We start from the raw sequence: 20094 nt of genomic DNA, 5'->3' as shown, positions 1-20094 counted from the left end.
CACGCATTAACTGGTTTTGATAATAAGTTATCTTTTTGTTTCCGACTGCGTGAACCTTGAGTGATTTACATCAACGTCACTCAGACCGGAGCTGCGTCACATTTATGGCTTACCGTCATACAGTTCATAGAAGTAATGCTCGACCTGCTCCAGACTGCGCCCACGCGTTTCCGGAATAGTGCGCAACACAAACAGTGAGCCTCCAATCCCGATGATGGCAAAGGTCAGAAACGCGCCAGCCAGACCAAATGCCGCCAGCAGAATCGGGAATGCCATGGAAATAGCAAAGTTGGCCATCCACAGGGCGAATACCGCGCCACCCATACAGATACCCCGCATGCGCGCCGGGAATATTTCGGACAGTAGCAGCCAGGTCACCGGTGAGAGCGCCCCCTGCTGGAAGCAGAGGAACATCAGCATCCCGGCCAAAACCAGATAAGCGCGCAGCAGATTGACCTCACCGCCCAGATGGTATTCTGGCATGAAGAAACAAACGGCAGCGATAAAGAACAGGCAGGCAGTACAACCCATTTGCCCCACCAGCACCAACGGGCGGCGGCCAATTTTGCCAATCATCCAGATACCGACCAGCGTCATCAGTACCGAAATCACGCCATTGGCAATGGTGGCAAACAGTGCTGCATCATTGCTCAAGCCCGTTGCCGTCAGCATGGTGGGCGCGTAGTACATGATAGTGTTCACGCCGGTAAGCTGCTGAATAGCGGCAATACCAATACCCAGCAAGAACACCTTGCGCAGCCATGGGGTGCGTAAATCGCGCAGTCGCCCTTTTCCCTTCTGTCGATTCTCTTCGATCGTCTCTTCTATCTCTTCCAGTTCCCATTCGACATCTTCTGCCGCACGGGTCTTCTCCAGTACTTTTCTTGCTTCAGGACTATTGCCACGCATCACATGCCAGCGTGGGCTTTCCGGCATAAATATCATGCCGATCCACAGCAGCACCGCGGGAACCGTGGAGATCGCCAGCATCCAGCGCCACGTGTGCTCACCGCCCCAGATTTCATTAAAGGTCGCGTTAGAGACATAGGCCAATAGCTGACCGGAAACGATCATTAACTCTTGCAGTGTTACCAGTTGACCGCGCTTGTTCGCGGGCGCGATTTCAGCGATATACACCGGCACCGTTGCTGCCGCGCCGCCGACTGCAATCCCCAGGAATAACCTGGAGACGATCATGGAGATAACGTCCGGGGCAAAGGCGGAACCCACGGCACCGACGGCGAAAATAAACGCCAGCGAGATGATGATTTTGCGGCGGCCCATCGCATCAGCAAAGTGCCCCGCCAGTAAGGCACCAAACGCCGCACCAAACAGCAGTGAACTGGTCACTAATCCGGTGGTAAATGGCGTTAGCTGCAAATCATTGCGCATAAATAACAATGCACCTGACACCACACCCGTATCGTAGCCAAATAATAAACCGCCTAAGGTCGCCACCAGCGCAATAATCTTCACAAATGGCTCAGTGCGCGTTGCACTATTTGGACCTGACGTGGTGTTACTGGAGATATAAAGTTCTTTTTCCATAAACCCTCCTGGTAAAAAAGCATTAGGAAATACAGCAGAACAAAACAGACGTTCACGCTAGCGGTATTTTTATTTCATGTTAATAGTTATTTAAAACATTGCGTTCAAAGTGTGAGATCAAGCATTCTGGTTATTTTATTTTGATGGGTTTGCATCAAGCGATGTTGAATTTTGTATTGAAGAGGTGATAAATAAATATATCGTAGGCTGATAATGTGGGTTTAAATTAAGCGGGGAGTCAAAGCGGGAATAAGAAAACCCTTACGCCAAACCTATTAGCGTAAGGGTTAATTAGATTAAAACTGCCAGCGTACACCACCATTGTAGCGCCAGCCTTTTGTTCCGTTACCGTCAATCTCCTGGCGATAATCCGCTTCAGCATACAGTGAAACATTGCTTTTTAAGGTAGCGGTGCCGCCGATACCCACATCCCACATCTGACCGAACTTACCGCTGTCAAAGCTGACACTCTGCGCACTACCGTTGGCACTGGCCTGCGTCGTCGCTGCGCCACCCCAGCCACGCGTGTAACTGGTACGCACATAAGGCGTATATTGTTGCCCGGCTGCATCCTGCCAGGTGCGGTCCAGTCGCGCCCCCACACGGCCAATGGTTTGATCATAGCTTCCCCAACGGACACGGGTATTATCCTCATCAACCAGGTCATCCATATTGAGCTGCAAATACATTAACTGCGCCTGCGGCTCAAGGCGAATGCCGTTACCAAGCTGCCACGGATAGCCGGTTTCCAGTGAAGCGCCCCAGCCATTACCTTTCAACTTGCCGACGTCTTTCTGCCGCGCAATGTCGGTATCGCCACGGTGCCAGTCAAACGAAAGCGTCCCGTCCACATACAGACCATTGTCACGCAGCCAGGTCGCGTATAGCGACAGCGTATCGTTATCGAGGCTGGTGGAGCTGTAGCCATCTGCCGCCTGCGGGCGAATGCGCGCATTACCACGAGTGTAAGCCACTCCTGCGCGTATGCTGTCGTTGGCCCCCTGCAGGTGAATCAGATTCCCGCCCAGTTGCACCGCACTGTAATCCAGATCGAAGTCATAGCCGTATTGGCTCAGGCTGCGATCAGTTTTGTAGGTCAGGTTGGAGCCCAGATAGCGGATAAACATCTCACCGCCGTTACCTGCAGAGCTATCTTGATCCTGGCGTAACTCACCTAAGCGCTTATGCAGATCGTCCATCACCGCCATGTTGTAGTAGGCCAACCCGACAGGTGCAGAAATATAGGATGGCATTTGAGGGGTGAGTTGAGGCCGCACTGCGTTACCTGCCGTGTTGCTGATGAAGTTGTTCGCCAGCCGATAATCCCATGCAGAGCCATTGGTGCTGCTATAGAGCCCGTATTGATAAGGACCCGATGCCACGTAGCCATTCGCCAACGCGAAGCTACTGGCGCTGGCAGTTCCGGTGACCTGTACCAGCGAGATGCCCTGGTCCGGCGTGATAACAGCCCCGTCGCCCGCTACCGGTTTGACATCCAGCAAGGTTGTGCCGCCGCTATTGCCGTTAACGCGCAGGTTATCGCTGGCTCCTGCGCTGGCTAATTGCGTGTTGAGTTTCACGCGACCACCGACAGCATTAAGATCGCCATCGATCGTTAACGTATTACCCGGCGCACCGTTACCATTGGTGAGATCCAGCATCCCGGCATTATTCACCACCAGCGATCCATCCATGGCACCACTTAACAGCGGATTGACGCCATCACCGGCAAACAGGGTCGACCCCTCGCCGATATTGATGGTGCTGTGCGCCAGCTTCAGGTTATCGGTCAATGTCCATTGGGTGTGGTCGAAGTTAATGGTGCTCCAGCCAGCGCCAAGGTTGGTACCTTTGCTGAGATCGTCAGCGCTAAAGGAACCGCCGCGCGCGCTGATATCACTGAAATTCAAGGTGCTGCCTGCACCATTATTGGTGGTGATGTGGCGCGTGTTGGCGAGGTCAACGTTAGCCACCAGCGCCTGATTGGTGCCGTCGCCCATGGTCAGGCTGCCATTCAGCGTGCCACCCGAAACCTGCAAACTGTCGTTGCCATTGCCGGTGTTGACGTCGCCAACCACACTCCCCGCCAGTAACGCGATTTGATCATCGCTGGCCCCTCCCGCCACCACGATGGTTTCCGGGAAAGGAGCGCTGATATTGCCTTGGTTAATAAAGCGCGTCTGCCCGCCACGCAGGTCAATAATCGGTGAGACGGTGCTTAATGAAATAATGCCGCCCCGGTTGATCACCTCACTGGCGGTACTGGTGACAATCGCCGAGCCACCCGATTGGTCATACACCGCAATGGTGCCTTCGTTGGTGACCGTCCCTGTGGTGTTAGCGCGTACCCCGGTGTTATTGCCGGAGACAAAGATGTAATAGTTTGGCCCAATCGTCAGATCGTTATGGGTCACTGAACCATCCTCATTGGCAAACAGATAGCCGATACCATTACCGTTGCCACTGACGTTGATGTAGGCATGCCCCTCGGGATCAAAAGAGGTGGCTGAACGAATGCCGTTACCGTCGTTGACATCAATGCGAGCATAATTCAACGCGATATTGCTGGATTCAGCACGGTTATTGATCACGTTGCTGCTGCCATATAACTCTACATGGTCAGCGCTAAACCCCGCTGCGCCGTTATCGATCAGCACGGTGTCTGCATTACCGCCAGCACCAATCGAACTGGTGTAGCTGCTGTAAGTATCGCCTTGACCGTCTCCGATGATATTGAGTGAACCACCGCTGCCGACACGAATGGCGGCAGTGCCCTCGGAGTAAAGTTGGCCACTACTTTGTAGATAGATTGAACTTCCAGAGGAGGCATCCAGCGCTACGCCTTTGGTGGCGGAAATCGAACCGCTGTTAACCAGTAAACCGCCATCAGTCAGCCCAACCGCGCTGCTGTTGTTGCCGTTGAGCGTGACGATGCCCTGATTGTTAACATTGCCGCCGCCCCCCGCACTTAACAACGTGATGTTTTCAGCATCTGTGTTCAGACTGGAGCTATTGCTGATACTGCTTAAGCCTTCAAGCGCCTGGTAACCGATTTGGTTCGCGTTATGGAACAGGATGTTGCTACCCGTGCCAATCACCACCGTGCCGCCATTGCCCGCCTGCGCGCCTACGGCATGATCGCCATAAAGATTGATGGTGCCGTTTTGGTAGAAGAAACCAAGATCGCCAAACGCCACGCCACCCACTGAAGGCTGCGCAGCACTGGCATTACCTGCGGTGACGTTGATGGTGCCATTGTTGGTGGCACGTGCGGCAACCGAATAGCTATACCCTTCCGCGTATATCCCGGTGCTGCCGTTGCTGACCGAGACCGTACCGTTGTTGGTGGCCGTGGCACCCAACGACATTATGCCGGTGGCATGGTTGCCACTCAGGGTAATCGCGCCGTTGTTGATCAACTGCCCCTGACTGCTGGCGATAAAACCAATCTGCTGATCCTGAGTGCCGTTGAGGCTGGCATTGTTAGTTAATAGCGTGTTGGTATACGGCAGAGAGGTGGAGTTGGTGATATTGCCAGTGAGATCGGTGCGATTTCCCTGCACTTGCGCCGCAATACTGTGTACACCGTTCATATTGAAGGTGGTGGCGGCATCAATCGTTCCCTGCGCGGCGCCTTCGATGCGCAAGCCGATGCCGTTATCGCCGAGATTGAAGATGGCATTGCCGGTAGTGACCTGGGTGTTGTCACCGCTGCCAATGACCGCAGTTGAGAGATCACCGTTGGAGCTTAGCATCATGCCGCTGCCATCAAAGCTTGCCCCATCCTGCACGCGGAAAACGGTGGAGTTCGCCCCCGTCACGCCATAGCTGCCGCTAGCAGGCAACGCGATATGGGCGTCAGGACCGATAGTGAGAAAAGTGATTTGATCGGGGCTGCTGTTGCCGGTTGGGATGGCACTTTGTGCGACGTTCACGCTGGCATTGCCTTCTGCACGAATACCGATGGCACCCGCGCCATTTAGGGCGATCGGGCCGCTGATATCGGCCGAAGCCCTGCCACTGCCGCTTCCTTTAACCCACACCGCGGTGTTACGCGTGCCTCCTGCGGCATTTGCATTACCCGAGATATTCACGGGGCCGGTTGACCAGCCATAAGCCTGATTGCCGTCGTTAGCAGTGACCATCAGGCCCGTGTCATTATCACCGTTGAGGTTGATCACTCCTGCGTTACCGACTTGCCCGCCTCGGCCTGCATCAATGACTTCCAGCCCGGTGCCGCGACCGTTAACATCAATTACGCCATTGTTGCGGGTCACAGCATCATCTGCACCATTCACGCTGATCGCCGCACCACTTTGCACTTTAGATCCAACGACGATGTGCCCGTTATTAATGACGCTGGAATTGCCATATTGCAGGATGCCGATCGCACTGCTCAATGGCGTGTCGGTGGTGGCATCGCCAGGCTGATTTTGCGGCGTGCGCCCGAGATAAATCGTGCCATTGTTGGTGAAGGTACTGGTCTCGCCGCTGAGTGCCACGGCCGTACCGCTGTCGTTGCCTCCGACCAGGTTAATCGTACCGTTGTTCACCCCGCTGCTGCTTACCAGGCTGACGGCGGAGCCAGCACTGTTAATGATGCCGTTGTTGATAAAGTGACTGTTGCTGGCATTGACCGCCAGGCCATTGGGACCCAGCGTGCTGCTGTCGATCCCGCTGCCATCCGCGTTATTGAAGAACCCGCTATTGATGACGCCATTGTTAATGCCGCTGCTGCCGTTGGTCAGCACCAGCGCATCGTCATCGGTAAGCCCACTGCCGCTACTGGCCAGCTTGCCATTGATGGTCGCGGTTGCGCCGTTATCCGCACGCATCGCGCCGCCATTGGCATTCGCCACCTCCAGGGTTTTGCCGGTGGCAACAGAGGCATGTGCATTAGCCCCGTCGGCGCTGAGTACGATACGTTCGCCAATTGGCAGGAAGGCTTCATCTTCATCAGGGGTATTCACGCCCCATACCACCAACCGACTACTCAAGGTGACGGCTTTATTAAATTCGGTATTGTAGTCGGCGCTGCTGATCTGTCCGTTTTGCAGTTGCTCAATTAGCCAGTCATTGTAACTTTGCAGATCCGGTAAAGAAGTGACATTGAAGTTGGTGGTGTCGCCGTAGAGGGTGGTTACGCTGAATGCGCCGTTATAGCTCACAAGATTATCAACGTTCAGGCCCCAGCGTGACACCGCCGGAATCTGTGTGGCGGTAAACGTGATGCGATTATCGCCATACCAATTCATATTGCCTTTGTTGCTGGCGGTGAATAAGCGGCTCTGTTTCGCTGCCATCTCCCAACCATTTGTGACGGTGCTGGCACCATCCGTACCCAATTGCACATTGATGGTGCCGTTACTCACCGATGCAACGCGAGTATCAATGTACTGCTGATTTTTTACCTCTTCGAAATCGGTTACCACCGTACTGCTGTCTACAGGTGCCAGGCTGCTCAATGCGGCGCTGTTGTAGGTTTGATAGTCGCTGTAAGAGCGATGGTCTTCGTTGGGCACCGATATCGTGTAATCCTGCGCCCCCAGACTCAGGCGAGGTTGACCAAGTACGTTATTGTCCGAGACCAGCCTGCCCTGATCCTGTATTTCACCAATCGTAACCTGTACTTCACCACTTTTGCCCGGCGCAAACTGCGGTAATCCCGTGAGTGATTGCGTGCTGCCATTGCAGACACAAAAGACCCCCACTTTATTGTCATTCTTCGCCGGGTCAAAAGGCTGAATGACTGCGGCAGTGGTCTGTACCACAGGAATGATGATGCCTTGCGCAGCCAGTAGACTTAACGCGAGCGGTTTTAGTTTGAACAACATCCTTTCCTCCAGAGAGAAAATAATATTTTGCGCACGGCAACGCAGCGCCATGCATGACGTTTGAATAAAAGAATGAGGTAAAGCCGGAATAGATAACCTGCTGTATTGGGTTATCTCATCACTTTGTAAAGAAAACGTCTAGCTGGAGTTAAGGTGACGGATGAAAGTTAAGCCAAATTAGGAATTAGCCGTTTACTTTCAACAGTTAACAACGTTCGAATTTTCAGTGTATTTCCATTATGAATCAACGCGATGCAAATTTATTGACAACCACTCATTATTATATCAATCAAGAAATAAATATTGATAACATTTATATGACTCATGAATTAAGAGAGAGGGGAAAAAAGATTAAAACAGATCCAAGTAATATTTTATTTAAACAATAAAGTAGAATAAATGCAGCGATAAACGAGCTAAATATAATTCATCACAAAGCGGGTTTATTTGAGGCACTCATTAGGTGAGAAGAGAGCTCGAAGATGTGATAAATCAGCCGACTAAAACTGTGATCATCCGCGCAACAAACGATGAAACCTTCTTGTATGGTAGTCTAACATTATAAAACCAAGCAGGATTGTTGTTATGGCATCTTCCACCCTTACCCACACTCAGGCTACCGAAAAAAATCACACCTCATTGATTCGTCGGGTGGCCAGTGCATCGGCCATTGGCACCGCGGCGGAATACTATGACTTCTTCGCCTACGGCACAGCGGCGGTGCTGTTTTTTGGCCACTTATTTTTCCCCAGCCACGATCCACTGATCAGCACGCTGGCCGCATTTGCCACGTACGCCGTGGGTTTCCTTGCCCGTCCTATAGGCGGGATAGTCTTTGGTCATATTGGCGATAAAGTCGGTCGTAAAAAGGCGCTGGTGGCCACCATCCTGATCGTGGGACTGGGTACCTTCTGCATTGGATTACTGCCGACTTACGAGAAGATCGGCATCTGGGCGCCAGTATTGTTGATTGCTATTCGTCTGCTGCAAGGCTTCGGTGTGGGCGGTGAACAGGCAGGTGCTGTATTGATGACCGCAGAGTATTCGCAAGCATCACGCCGTGGTTTCTTCGCCAGTTGGGTGCAAATCGGCGCGCCAGTGGGTTTCTTACTGCCGCTGGCCCTGTTCGCCATTCTCAATGCGACGCTGTCTGCTGAACAGATGATGGACTGGGGCTGGCGCGTGCCGTTCCTGTTAAGTGCATTGTTAGTGATTGTCGGCCTGTTTATTCGACTTCGTATTGATGAATCGCCGGTGTTTGCCGCCATCCGCGAAACCAAAGCAGCGGAGTCACGTCCCTTAAAAGAGGTGCTGCGCGGTAATCCCAAATTAGTGGTGAATGGCGTGGCGGCTAAGCTGATCGAAGCCTGTGCCTTTGCGCTGTTTACCGTAATTATTTTGGCGTGGGGCAAAGCGAATAATCTCGATTCCGGCATTCTGATGAACAGCATGATCGTAGCGGTGATTCTCGAAGTCTTCGCCATCCCGGTGATGGGGGCGCTATCGGATAAAATCGGCCGTAAACCGGTGTATATGATGGGTGCGCTGCTGATTGTTATCTCGATTGTGCCGTTCTTCTATGCCCTGTCGCAAAACAGCTACTGGCTCACACAAATCGCGATGATCGTTGCCCTGACACTGGGACACAGCATGTGTTATGCCCCTCAAGCTTCCTGGTTCCCTGAACTGTTCCCGACCCACATCCGCTGTAGCGGCATTGCGGTGATTTGGCAGATCGGTTCCCTGATCGGTAGCGGCGTGCTCGGCTTAGTGGCGGTTAAAATTCTGCAAATGACAGACGGCCATTGGTATGGGCTGGCCCTGTATGTGGCGGTGCTGGGCGTGATTTCGGTCATTGGCCTGCTGCGTCTGCCGGAAACCGCGCCTGGACGCCGCAACGGAGAATATCATCCCTGGCAGCAGCATTAATCTGTGAATAAGAGCGGCCCCGTGCCGCTCTGCCTGGTTATGCATTAATCAGAATAGCTTTGCCAGTTTCAGCATTTGCTAAAATCACCCGGTGCAATAGCATTCGTTTTCATCATGTTACCTCGCCCCACCGGATTGGTTACCCATGCGCAAACAGTTTGAGCGTTGTCTTTCCCTGAATGACTTCGAAAAATACGCCGTTAAGCGGCTGCCGCACCCGCTTTATGCCTACGTGTCGGGTGGCGTCGAGGACAACCTGGCGCTCCAGCATACGCTGCGATCCTACGCGCGCTTCAGCCTGATCCCAGAAAATATGGTGGATGTTTCACACCGCAACACCGAGGTCGAGTTGTTCGGTCATCACTACGCTGCACCAGTGGGCATCGCACCGATGGGTATCTCTGCGATTACCGGGTTTCAGGGTGATATCGCGCTAGCGCGTGCAGCAGCAGAGAAAAACGTGCCCTTTATCATGAGCGGATCGTCGCTGATCCGCCTGGAAGACGTGGCGACCGCGAATCCCAACATGTGGTTTCAGGCTTACCTGCCGAAAACGCTGGCAGAAATTGATGCCTTGATAGATCGGGTACAACGTGCCGCGATCCCCGTTTTGGTGGTCACGGTGGATACCCCCGTCAAAGCCAACCGCGAAAACAATGTGCGCGCCGGTTTTGCTACGCCGTTTCGCCCCAGTCTGGCATTAGCCTGGCAAGGATTGACACATCCTCGCTGGCTCACCGGCACCCTGATAAAAACCCTACTGACCAGCGGCATGCCTTACTTCGAAAATAACAATGCGGTACGTGGCGCACCGCTGTTTTCGAAAAATGCCGTACGCGATTTTAGTGGCCGCAGTCATCTCACCTGGCAGCACATTGAACATATTCGTCAACGCTGGCCCGGCACAATGGTGATTAAAGGCATCCTCAGCCGTAACGATGCGGTGCGCTGCAAAACTATCGGTATAGACGGCATTGTGGTGTCGAACCACGGTGGTCGCCAACTGGACACCGTGATCCCACCGATTTATGTTTTGCCGGAGATTGTCGAGGCAGCCGGAAACATGACGGTGATGTTCGATAGCGGGATTCGTCGTGGCACCGACGTTATCAAAGCGCTGGCGCTGGGGGCAAAATCTTGCTTTGTAGGACGCCCTTTCAACTATGCCTGTGCGGTGGGTGGGTCAGCGGGCGTCTCATGGGCACTGGATTTGATTATCAATGAGGTCAGCCGCGATTTAGGCATGCTGGGCGCGCCCTCGCTGGCTGATCTTAATCTGCGGCACTTACGCCAGACAGAGTGACGTTGTCACGTCACCAGCCGGTGATACGTGTCCAAACGGCTGGTTCTGTGCTGTCTGCCTGTAACACCTGATACTGCAGGTGCATAGCGGCGGTGGCGCAAGCGTGATTCGGCAGAATACGTATGCGCGATCCAATCGGGAAATCGTCTGGCGTCAGGTTGCTGTCCGTGGGTAAGACAATGATGCCATGCTCTTGATTGGTGATACTGAGACACACATCCAGCGGCGCGCCCGCCATATCACACACCAATCCGTAACCGTAATCCACCGGGCCCGCTGCGGTGCCACGATCGCGAGACATCGCCATCCAGCCCGCATCGATAAACACCCAGTTTTTCTCAACGTTATGCCCAATGACAGTACTGACCACGGATAGCGCGATATCGTCTTTCTGACAAACGCCGACGTTGTGCATCACCAGGTCAAAGGCAGTAAACACACCTGCTCGCACCTCGCTGATCCCTGCCAAATCCTCGGCATAATGCGCCGTAGGCGTTGCTCCGACACTGAGGATCGGGCACGCAATGCCCGCTGCACGCACCCTGCTACCCGCCAGACGGATAGCGTCACACTCCGCTTGCGCGGCAGCGCGGATCTGTTCCGGGTTCCGGCAACTGTAGGATTCCCCGGCATGCACCAGCAATCCCGTTACCGTTGCGCCCTTGCCTTCTAGCTGCTGTGCCAATGCCACCAGCCTGTCGCTTTCCGGTGGAAGGCCGCCACGGTGACCATCGCAGTCGATCTCAATAAACACCGAGAAAGTGACATGATGCGCAACGGCATAATCCACCACCGCCTGTGCCTGTTGCGGCGTATCCAGCAAAATATGCAGATCCACCCCTTGCTGCATCAGGCGGGCAACACGAGCCAGCTTGTGAGGTGCAATGCCCACAGCATACAGCAAATTATGATAACCCGCCGCGGCAAAGCCTTCGGCTTCGGCCAGCGTTGACACCGTGGCCGGATGTGCCGCATCCGCCAGTAACCTTGATGCAGCCTCTACCGAACGTAACGTCTTAAGATGCGGACGCACCACGCTGCCAAGCCGGGCAATGCGGCTATAAAGCCGATCCACATTGCGCTGAAAGCGGGCCTCGTCGATGAGTAAATATGGGGTTTCAATCTGTTCTAACCACTCAGGAAGTCCTGTCACGCCTTGCTCCTTGTCAGATATTCGCCATAGCGGTCGAGATCAACGTTACCGCCACTGATAATGATGCCGACACGCTTGTCCACAAAACGTTGTGGATTCGCGCGCACCGCCGCCAGCCCCCAGCAGCCCATTGGTTCAACCACCTGCTTCGTAAGATAAGAGCGCTCATGGCAGCACCAGCAAGTTTTGCATTGAATTGACAAAATATATAAAATTAGGCAATTCTTCCAGTCTATTTGTGATCTGATTTATGAACGTTCGAAATAATGCCTTGCTGCTTGAACAACTCAACACCATCGCCGAGGGGTTGAGCGCGACTTTCGCCCCTTTTTGTGAGGTGGTGGTCCACGATCTGCAAAATCCAGAGCACGCGATTCTGGCTATTCATAACAACCTTTCCGGGCGAGAAGTCGGTGAACCCAGCACAGAGATGGGACTGGCGCGCATCGCTTCACCTGAGTTTCCGGCTATCGTGGCTAACTATGCCAATCAACTGGCCGATGGTCGTCCGGTGAAAAGCACCTCAATTGGTATTAAAGACGAAGACGGGGATTATGTTGCGGCACTCTGTATGAATGTGGATATGACGCTATTCCGCGGCATGCAAAGCGCGCTGGCGCAGTTTACACAACTGGCGAGTAATGCGGTGCAAGAGACCATTGAACCCGCCGGTGCGCAGGCGTTAAGAGCGAAGATTGATCATTTTGCTGCCCGACTCGCCACAACACCGCGCGCACTGAAAGCCGCTGAGCGCAAACAGCTGATGGCTGAGTTGCGCGATAGCGGCTTGTTGGAAATGAAAAAGTCGATGGACCTGATTGCGCAGCAGTTGGGCGTGTCGCGCGCGTCGGTTTACCTGTACGCGAAAGAGTAGCTGGTGTTCAGCGCTTGCGCGGTAACGAGACGCACAACAGCCCGAAAACAATCAGCACCACGCCAGCAAAACTGCTCCAGCGGAATGGCTCATTAAACACCGGGAGCGAGATGGCGGCGAGCCACACCAGCACATAACTCAGACTCAACAGCGGGTAGAGCCGATTCAGCGGCAGATGGCGTAAGGCTAACATCCAACAGAGCATAGAGAGTGCATAGGCTCCCAGCCCCAGGCACAGCAACATCAAGGGCTGCAGATGTTGCCAAATCTGTGGGCTGAGCAGCTCAGCGAGAGGTGGAAAATGCAGCATCGCCGCTCGTAGCAGCAGCTGTGCGCAAGACACCAGTAAGACGCTGCACAGCGCGAGGATCACCCCTTTCATAGATGACTCCCCATCAGCGCGACACCTGCAACAATCGCCAGGGTGCCGAACCACTGCTGCAATGAGTAGGTTTCACGCCAGATCAGCCGTGCGGCAATCGCCACCAGCACGAAGTTGAGGCTGAGCATCGGATAGGCCACACTCACGGGCACCACGCGCAACACGATCAGCCACAGCAGCATCGCTACACCGAGCAAAAAAATGCTCAGCGCAATCCACATGATCAGCTTTTTCTTGCCCTGTCGGGTGCCGAGGTACGCCGCCTGCTTTTGACACAGCTGGGCGGCGCAGCTCAACAGACTCACCAGGAGAATGAGCAGCAAACTCATGGTTTCGCGTCGTAACCGTAATAGACCAGGCGCCCCTGGCGATAGACATCGTCTGGAGTCGGCAATGAGGGATCCGGCTCCTTCTCGCCTGAGTTCAGCATCATCACCAATGACACTTTCCCCTGGCGACGATGTTCGCGCAGCCAGTCCGCAAAAGCTGGACCATCAACATAACGCGTTTGCGCATCGGGATAGCTAAGGCCATATTGCAATTCCCCTTTTGCGTCATAGAAGGTGATATCACTGCGTTTTGCTTCCCACGCCACGGCAGCGGCGATGCCCGGATTGTCGGCCAACACGTAACGACTATCGACCAGTTGATTATGCACGGCACTGACAAAGTTCTGTGGCTGTTTAGAATCACGCACCTTTTGTGGAATGGCAAATCCCACCAGCAGTGCCAACATCAACGGACAGAGCGCAGCCAACTGCCAGCGACAGTGGCCAGGCTTCAGACTCAGCCAGCCCATCACACCCCAGCCGGCAAACGCTAATGCACCACAGATAACACGAACGGTTTCATCACTGCTATAAACCGGACGATGTGACAGCCCCCATGGTGCAATAACTCCCAGCACCACAATGGTCGTGACGGCACCAAACAGCAGGTTGATCCAACCATTCACTTTGAACACCCTGGCAAGCTTCGCTGATCCGCTGTGCGCATAGTGCGCCATCAGCAGTGCCAGCGGTGCAAAGCAAGGCAGAATGTAGGTCGGCAATTTTCCTTTGGCGATACTGAAGAACAGCAGCGGCAGCAACACCCAACTCAGCAGATAAACAGCCCCCGCATGCTGACTGCGCTGACGCCACGCGCCCACTAATGAACCCGGCAACAGTGCCAGCCAGGGTAAGCAACCCGCCAGCAGCACCGGCAAGTAGTACCAGAATGGCGCTTTGTGCTGGGCATCTTTCTCCGCAAAGCGTTGGATATGTTCTACCCAGAAGAAGTAATGCCAGAAATCCCCTTCCTGACGATTAATCGCCAGCGCCCATGGCGCACTCAACAGTGCAGCCACCACAATAGTTAATGGACCCCAACGCAGCAGCTCACCAAAGCGACCTTGCCAGATGGCCCACGGCAAAATAGCCAAGACCGGCACCGCCAATGCCAGGAAGCCTTTGGTCATAAAGCCCATGGCGCATGCCGCGCCGAGCAAGACATAGCCGAGTAAACGCTGTTGAGTATTGGTGGCCTGCACTGCCAGCCAGTAACTGCACATCGCCGCCACCAGCCACAACAGCAGGATGGGGTCGAGTACCGCGTAAGTCCCGATCCCATACACCAGCAGCGAAGTCATAAAGATCACGCTGGCCGTCAGGGCGATCTTACGGCTGGCAAACATCTGGTTACCCAGCCAGTAAATCAACAGCGCACTGATCGAAGTGCAGAAAATAGAACCCGCACGCACGCCGAAGTTGCTATGACCAAACAGCAGTTGGCCAATATTATTAACCCAATATCCAGCGATCGGCTTCTCGAAATAGCGTAAATCAAAGAAGTGCGGCACCACCCAATTGCCATTCACCAGCATTTCACGGCTGATCTCGGCATAGCGGGTTTCATCCGGCTGCCATAAGGCGCGGAATTCAATGGGGATGAGGTAGTAGAGTGCGAAAAGCGCTAACAGCAGCGCCGTTTTGGTACCTGTACGCATCCGTGGTTCCTGTTTAGTTTCCTGTTAACACTCAGGCCTGGCAGCCCAGCCAGCCTTCTCGTCCGGGGATATGCCCACGCACCAGATTGCCTTGTGGTAGCGTGCTGAGATCTTCAGGTAATAGTTCACTGAGCGGACAAAAGTGAATGCCATGCTGCTTCGCGCGCGTCAGCAATTCGCCAAAAGCTTGCGAACCGACAATGCCTTCCACTTCGGCGTGAATGGTATAAACCGGCGCACCTTCAGCAGCTAACATCTGTTCGAGGATGAAGTCATTAAAGCCTGCCGCACTCACAGATTGCCCGACCACTTCGTCCCAGGTTGGCAGTGTCACCGGGATTTGCACCGTGCCCAGGCTGCCATCACGCAGACGCGGTAGAAACGGTCCCGTACCGCGGCAGTCGCTGTTGTAGCTGAAACCAAATCGTTGCTTCGCCGCCACCACGCGGCCATCGGCACGCCATCCCGCCACGGCCGAGCAAGTGACATTGTCACCGATGATCGATTCCAACGCCTTTTTGCCACGGGCGATCTGCTCCAGCAACTTCTCTTCTGGCCATACGCCTGCCCAGGTTTGCCAGGCAAAGTGGTCCCACGCATGCAGCCCGACTTCATGGTGGTCCGCCGTGGCGCTGATGATCTCTTCCAACCCGCGACCAATTTCACGCCCTGGCCAAGCGGTACCCGCGAGTAAAATATCCCAGCCGTAGAGGGAAGCTGCGCGCGAGCGCAGCATTTTCCATAAGAAGCGCGGCTTCATCAGGCGCCACAAGTGGCGCCCCATGTTGTCCGGCCCTACGCTGAAGAAGAAACTGGCCTGCAGCTGATGCAGGCTGAACTGTTCCAACAGTGCCGGGACGCCGAGTTTGGTTCCACGCCAGGTATCAACATCTACGCGCAAACCAATTTTCTTCATGGCTTATCCTGCAGCTCAACGGTGCGCAGGAAGAAGTCCAGCGTGTTATCAATGGTGGTATCCATCTCGACGGTTGGCGTCCAGTCCAGCAGACGACGCGCATTTTTGATGGCTGGCTTACGGTGTTCTACGTCCTGATAACCTTTACCGTAATAGCTGCTGCTCTCCACTTCACGGAAGCCGGCAAACGGCGGGAAGCGATCGCGCAGAGGATGACGTTCAAAGCTGGCCAACAGGCGTTCTGCCAGCTCTTTAATGCTGGCTTCGTTATCCGGGTTACCGATGTTAACGATCTGACCATCACAGTTATTGCCTTTGTTCTCAATGATGCGGAACAAGGCTTCAATACCGTCACGGATATCGGTAAAGCAGCGTTTCTGCGCGCCACCGTCGATCAATTTGATCGGCGAACCTTCCACCAGATTAAGAATCAGCTGGGTGATGGCGCGCGAGCTGCCGATACGGGCAGCATTCAGGTTATCCAGACGCGGCCCCATCCAGTTAAACGGACGGAACAAGGTGAAGCGCAGCCCCTCTTTTTCACCGTAAGCCCAGATCACGCGGTCGAGCAGCTGTTTGGAGACGGAATAGATCCAACGCTGCTTGTTGATCGGTCCCACCACCAGATTGGAGTGATCTTCGTCGAAATGTTTATCGGTGCACATACCGTACACTTCCGACGTAGACGGGAAGATGATGCGCTTTTTGTACTTCACGCAGTCACGGATGATTTTCAGGTTCTCTTCAAAATCGAGTTCGAATACGCGCAGTGGATTACGGGTGTACTCGATTGGTGTGGCAATCGCCACCAGCGGCAACACCACATCGCATTTCTTGATGTGATACTCAATCCATTCTGAGTGAATGCTGATATCACCTTCAACAAAGTGGAAGCGGGGTTGATCGAGGAAACGACTGATGGCATCCGAACCAATATCCAGGCCGTAAACTTCGAAGTTGTCATCCTGCAACAGACGCTCGGTCAAATGGTTACCGATGAAACCGTTAACGCCAAGGATAAGCACACGAGTACGGCGCTTGACCGCTGCAACCGGCTGCGAATAAAGCAGCGCGCCCGGCACCATTCCCAGGCTTTGTGCCAGTTGTGTACCGTTCATGTACACACCGTTTTCACTTTGCCCGGTTACCACTTCCAGTGCGCCTTCACCGCAGGCAATCAGGAAAGGTTCTACGGAGAGCACCGTACCCGGTTTCGCCACAGGCGCGTCAGAATGAACGCGCCCTTTCCACACCACGAACTTGACCGTACCGGCAAATGCAAACGCGCCAGGCCATGGGTCGGTCACCGCACGCACCAGGTTATTGATGGTTTGCGCGGGCTGCTCCCACTTAATGCGACCATCTTCCGGCGTGCGGCGTCCGACGACGGTCGCCTGACTGTGATCCTGAGGAGTTGCGGCGATCTCACCGCGCTTCATCGCGGGCAACGCCTGTTCCAGCACTTGTGACGCGCATGTCACCAGTTTGCGGTGCAGCGTCAGTGCATTGTCTTGCTCTTCAATCGCGACACGCTGTTGCGCCACGATATCGCCCGCATCCGCACGTTTTACCATGCGATGCAGCGTCACGCCGGTTTCTTTCTCACCGTTTACCAGCGCCCAGTTGAGCGGTGCGCGACCACGGTATTTTGGCAGCAGTGAACCATGCAGGTTAAAGGCGCCAAGACGCGCGCTGCTGAGAATGTTGTCATTCAGCAGGTTACGGTAGTAGAACGAGAAGATGTAATCCGGGGCCATGGTTTTAATACGATCAACCCACAGCGGATGGTTTGCGTCTTCCGGTGCATAAACCGGAATGCCTTGTTCAGCCGCCAGACGCGCCACTGAACCAAAGAAATTATTTTCCCCGGCGGAGTCCGCATGGGTGAAGATCGCGCTGATTTCAAAACCTGCGTTCAACAGCGCAGTAATGCCTGCACAGCCCATATCATGATAGGCGAAGACGATAGTTTTCATTGCTCAATTTCCTGTACAGATGAGGCATCTTTCTGCGAGTTAATAACACGTTGGATGAAGTAGCGCGGACGAGCGCGTACATCGTTATAGATTCGGCCGATATATTCGCCGAGTAAGCCCATGCCGATAAACTGCGCGCCGACGAAGATAAACAGCACCGCAAACAGCATGAACACGCCATCTCCGGCCCAATCGGCACCGAGGAATAGACGCAACACAATCAACACCAGTGAGAAGGCAAAACCGGCTAGCGCAATCAGGCTACCGACAATGCTCAGCAGGCGCAGCGGCGTAGTGGTCAGACAGGTCACCAGGTCATACATCAGGTTAATCAGCTTCATAAAGCTGTATTTCGAATCGCCAAATTCACGCTCCGCATGCGCCACCGGTAATTCGATAGTGCGGCGGGCAAAGGTATTGGCGAGAATGGGAATGAAGGTGCTGCGCTCATGGCAGTTGAGCATCGCATCGACAATGTGACGACGGTAAGCACGTAACATGCAGCCGTAATCCCCCATTGCCTTGCCCGTCACTTTCTGAATAAGTTGGTTGATGGTGCGCGAGGCACGACGGCGGAACCAGCTATCCTGACGGTTCTGACGTACCGTGCCGACCACGTCATAACCCTGTTGGGCGGCTCTTACCAGATTCGGGATCTCTTCCGGTGGATTCTGCAAGTCAGCATCCAGGGTGATAATCAAATCACCTGAGACATGGTTAAATCCGGCCATGATCGCCGAATGCTGACCATAGTTACGGTTCAACAACACGCCTACCACATGGCTGCCGGGCATATCCGCCGCATCGGCAATCATCTCGCCTGAGCGGTCACTGCTGCCGTCATCCACCAGCAAGATTTCGTATTCCAGATTCAGTTCTGCGCAGGCCGCATCGGTGCGACGCACCAGTTCCGGCAGGCTCTCCTCTTCGTTGAAGACCGGGATCACCACGGAAACTTTACGAATGGCTTGTTCTTCCAACATCTCAATCAAACTCCAGCGATCTGACGCAGTGCGGTAATGACGCGAGTGACGTCTTCATCGCGCATGTCAGGAAACAACGGTATTGAACAAATTCGATCGCTATTCCATTCCGTATTCGGCAGGGAAAGTTGCGGGTAACGTTCGCGGTAATATTTATGGGTATGGGCAGCCCGGAAGTGCAAGCCAGTGCCAATATCCTGCGCTTTCAGCGTTTCCATTAACGCATCACGACTCATCCCGCATTCGGCTTCATCAACACGAATGATGAACAGATGCCACGCGTGTTGATGCGGCCAGGCGGGCTGCGCCAGAGGCAGGAACGGCGTATCCGCTAACTCGGTCAGATAACGCTGCGCAATCTCAGCACGGCGTGCATTAATCTCCGCCAGCTTGTTGAGTTGCACCAGCGCAATCGCCGCACTGATATCAGGCAGATTGTATTTAAAGCCCGGCATAATCACTTCTGCCTGGGGCTTACGGCCGTGGGTATGGCGGTCGTAGGCATCAACGCCTAAACCGTGGAATTTAAGACTGCGCATGCGGTCAGCCAGCTCAGCATCATCGGTGACGATGAGGCCGCCTTCGGCGCAGGTCATGTTCTTGATGGCATGGAAGGAAAAAATGGCGGTGCCTTGGTTTCCGACATGCTGCCCTTTGTAATAACAACCCGCTGCGTGTGCTGCGTCTTCTATTACGGCAATACCGTGTCGCTCGCCCAAGGCGCGAATCGCGTCAATGTCGGCGGGCGCACCGGCGTAATGCACCGGAATTATGGCGCGAGTACGCGGCGTAATGGCTGCTTCAATCTGTTCTGGCGTGACCATCAACGTATCGCGATCGATATCGATCATCACCGGCGTGGCACCCAACAACGTGATGATATTGATGGTGGAGACCCACGTCAGCGAAGGTGTGATCACTTCATCACCCGGCTGAATATTCAACGCCAGAAGCGTGACGTGCATGCCTGCCGTGGCAGAACTGACAGCAATCGCATGTTGATTGCCGGTTAACTGGCAAAAGGCTTGTTCCAGCGCCGCATTTTTGGGGCCAGTGGTGATCCAACCTGACTCAAATACCTCTTTTACTGCCGCTAACTCTTCCTCGCCCAAAGCGGGGCGCGAGAATGGAAGAAAAGTCATAAGTTTACCTTAACGTTTTACGCCTAAAGTTGCCTGCAATAGGACCAATTGCAGTGTGCAGTCATTC

13 protein-coding genes and 1 pseudogene are annotated in these 20094 nt (G+C 54.1%); 3 read left to right on the top strand and 11 right to left on the bottom strand.

From position 1 onward, the window contains the following. Positions 1 to 102: 102 nt before the first annotated feature. Both ACPUC8_RS06985 and ACPUC8_RS06980 read right to left on the bottom strand, forming a co-directional pair. Positions 103 to 1548, bottom strand: coding sequence for a sugar porter family MFS transporter (locus tag ACPUC8_RS06985; RefSeq protein WP_039336916.1), 1446 nt, complete (start codon positions 1546 to 1548; stop codon positions 103 to 105). Between the two features lie 296 nt (positions 1549 to 1844). Then, the gene (locus ACPUC8_RS06980; RefSeq protein ID WP_494925888.1) at positions 1845 to 7382 is read right to left on the bottom strand and encodes an autotransporter outer membrane beta-barrel domain-containing protein; all 5538 of its coding nucleotides are present in this window, start codon (positions 7380 to 7382) and stop codon (positions 1845 to 1847) included. A 585-nt stretch (positions 7383 to 7967) separates the two neighbouring features. Here ACPUC8_RS06980 and ACPUC8_RS06975 point away from each other — a divergent pair. Further along, a complete protein-coding gene (locus ACPUC8_RS06975) occupies positions 7968 to 9311 on the top strand; it encodes an MFS transporter (protein WP_494925887.1) in 1344 nt (447 codons plus the stop codon). 145 nt (positions 9312 to 9456) lie between these two features. Then, positions 9457 to 10614: an alpha-hydroxy acid oxidase gene (locus tag ACPUC8_RS06970; RefSeq protein ID WP_039332942.1), complete on the top strand. Its 1158-nt coding sequence runs from the start codon at positions 9457 to 9459 to the stop codon at positions 10612 to 10614. A gap of 10 nt (positions 10615 to 10624) precedes the next feature. On the opposite strand, the gene ACPUC8_RS06965 is transcribed toward ACPUC8_RS06970, so the two are convergent. Together ACPUC8_RS06965 and ACPUC8_RS06960 are read right to left on the bottom strand one after the other, a co-directional pair. Then, positions 10625 to 11767, bottom strand: a complete 1143-nt coding sequence (locus ACPUC8_RS06965; protein WP_494925886.1) for a DSD1 family PLP-dependent enzyme — start codon at positions 11765 to 11767, stop codon at positions 10625 to 10627. Next, positions 11764 to 11916 (bottom strand): annotated as a pseudogene (locus ACPUC8_RS06960) (serine dehydratase); the annotation flags it as partial. The gene ACPUC8_RS06965 and the pseudogene ACPUC8_RS06960, both read right to left, overlap by 4 nt. 101 nt (positions 11917 to 12017) lie before the next feature. Between ACPUC8_RS06960 and ACPUC8_RS06955 the strand changes: the two are divergent. After that, positions 12018 to 12641, top strand: coding sequence for a helix-turn-helix transcriptional regulator (locus ACPUC8_RS06955; RefSeq protein WP_039332938.1), 624 nt, complete (start codon positions 12018 to 12020; stop codon positions 12639 to 12641). Between the two features lie 7 nt (positions 12642 to 12648). Here ACPUC8_RS06955 and arnF read toward each other — a convergent pair whose 3' ends face one another. Genes arnF through arnB form a run of 7 tightly spaced genes read right to left on the bottom strand, consistent with a single transcriptional unit; the run spans position 12649 to position 20027 of the window. Beyond that, positions 12649 to 13023, bottom strand: a complete 375-nt coding sequence (gene arnF / locus ACPUC8_RS06950; RefSeq protein WP_494925885.1) for a 4-amino-4-deoxy-L-arabinose-phosphoundecaprenol flippase subunit ArnF — start codon at positions 13021 to 13023, stop codon at positions 12649 to 12651. After that, the gene (arnE, locus tag ACPUC8_RS06945) at positions 13020 to 13352 is read right to left on the bottom strand and encodes a 4-amino-4-deoxy-L-arabinose-phosphoundecaprenol flippase subunit ArnE (RefSeq protein WP_039332932.1); all 333 of its coding nucleotides are present in this window, start codon (positions 13350 to 13352) and stop codon (positions 13020 to 13022) included. Before arnE ends, arnF begins: the two co-directional genes overlap by 4 nt. Then, positions 13349 to 15010, bottom strand: a complete 1662-nt coding sequence (arnT, locus tag ACPUC8_RS06940; RefSeq protein ID WP_039332930.1) for a lipid IV(A) 4-amino-4-deoxy-L-arabinosyltransferase — start codon at positions 15008 to 15010, stop codon at positions 13349 to 13351. The genes arnE and arnT overlap by 4 nt, the downstream gene beginning before the upstream one ends. Before the next feature lie 31 nt (positions 15011 to 15041). Then, positions 15042 to 15926 (bottom strand): 4-deoxy-4-formamido-L-arabinose-phosphoundecaprenol deformylase, encoded by an 885-nt coding sequence (gene arnD, locus ACPUC8_RS06935; protein ID WP_039332928.1) that lies wholly within the window; start codon positions 15924 to 15926, stop codon positions 15042 to 15044. Beyond that, positions 15923 to 17902 carry a bifunctional UDP-4-amino-4-deoxy-L-arabinose formyltransferase/UDP-glucuronic acid oxidase ArnA gene (gene arnA / locus ACPUC8_RS06930; protein ID WP_494925884.1) on the bottom strand — a complete coding sequence of 660 codons (1980 nt, stop codon included), beginning with the start codon at positions 17900 to 17902 and terminating at the stop codon, positions 15923 to 15925. Before arnA ends, arnD begins: the two co-directional genes overlap by 4 nt. Beyond that, positions 17899 to 18885: an undecaprenyl-phosphate 4-deoxy-4-formamido-L-arabinose transferase gene (gene arnC, locus ACPUC8_RS06925; protein WP_039332923.1), complete on the bottom strand. Its 987-nt coding sequence runs from the start codon at positions 18883 to 18885 to the stop codon at positions 17899 to 17901. The genes arnA and arnC overlap by 4 nt, the downstream gene beginning before the upstream one ends. 5 nt (positions 18886 to 18890) lie before the next feature. After that, on the bottom strand, positions 18891 to 20027 hold the full coding sequence (arnB, locus tag ACPUC8_RS06920; RefSeq protein ID WP_494925883.1) for a UDP-4-amino-4-deoxy-L-arabinose aminotransferase: 1137 nt from the start codon (positions 20025 to 20027) through the stop codon (positions 18891 to 18893). Between the last annotated feature and the right edge of the window lie 67 nt (positions 20028 to 20094).

This window comes from Pantoea sp. CFCC18177, from assembly GCF_059412425.1.
Note: the sequence above shows the minus strand (reverse complement) of the source record. Positions and strands in the feature narration are given on the sequence as shown.

Bases quoted from the DNA above. Each gene is read 5' to 3' on its own strand.
- ACPUC8_RS06985 (WP_039336916.1), bottom strand. From the start codon at position 1,548: ATGGAAAAAGAACTTTATATCTCCAGTAACACCACGTCAGGTCCAAAT.
- ACPUC8_RS06980 (WP_494925888.1), bottom strand. From the start codon at position 7,382: ATGTTGTTCAAACTAAAACCGCTCGCGTTAAGTCTACTGGCTGCGCAA.
- ACPUC8_RS06975 (WP_494925887.1), top strand. From the start codon at position 7,968: ATGGCATCTTCCACCCTTACCCACACTCAGGCTACCGAAAAAAATCAC.
- ACPUC8_RS06970 (WP_039332942.1), top strand. From the start codon at position 9,457: ATGCGCAAACAGTTTGAGCGTTGTCTTTCCCTGAATGACTTCGAAAAA.
- ACPUC8_RS06955 (WP_039332938.1), top strand. From the start codon at position 12,018: ATGAACGTTCGAAATAATGCCTTGCTGCTTGAACAACTCAACACCATC.
- arnF (WP_494925885.1), bottom strand. From the start codon at position 13,023: ATGAAAGGGGTGATCCTCGCGCTGTGCAGCGTCTTACTGGTGTCTTGC.
- arnE (WP_039332932.1), bottom strand. From the start codon at position 13,352: ATGAGTTTGCTGCTCATTCTCCTGGTGAGTCTGTTGAGCTGCGCCGCC.
- arnT (WP_039332930.1), bottom strand. From the start codon at position 15,010: ATGCGTACAGGTACCAAAACGGCGCTGCTGTTAGCGCTTTTCGCACTC.
- arnD (WP_039332928.1), bottom strand. From the start codon at position 15,926: ATGAAGAAAATTGGTTTGCGCGTAGATGTTGATACCTGGCGTGGAACC.
- arnA (WP_494925884.1), bottom strand. From the start codon at position 17,902: ATGAAAACTATCGTCTTCGCCTATCATGATATGGGCTGTGCAGGCATT.
- arnC (WP_039332923.1), bottom strand. From the start codon at position 18,885: ATGTTGGAAGAACAAGCCATTCGTAAAGTTTCCGTGGTGATCCCGGTC.
- arnB (WP_494925883.1), bottom strand. From the start codon at position 20,027: ATGACTTTTCTTCCATTCTCGCGCCCCGCTTTGGGCGAGGAAGAGTTA.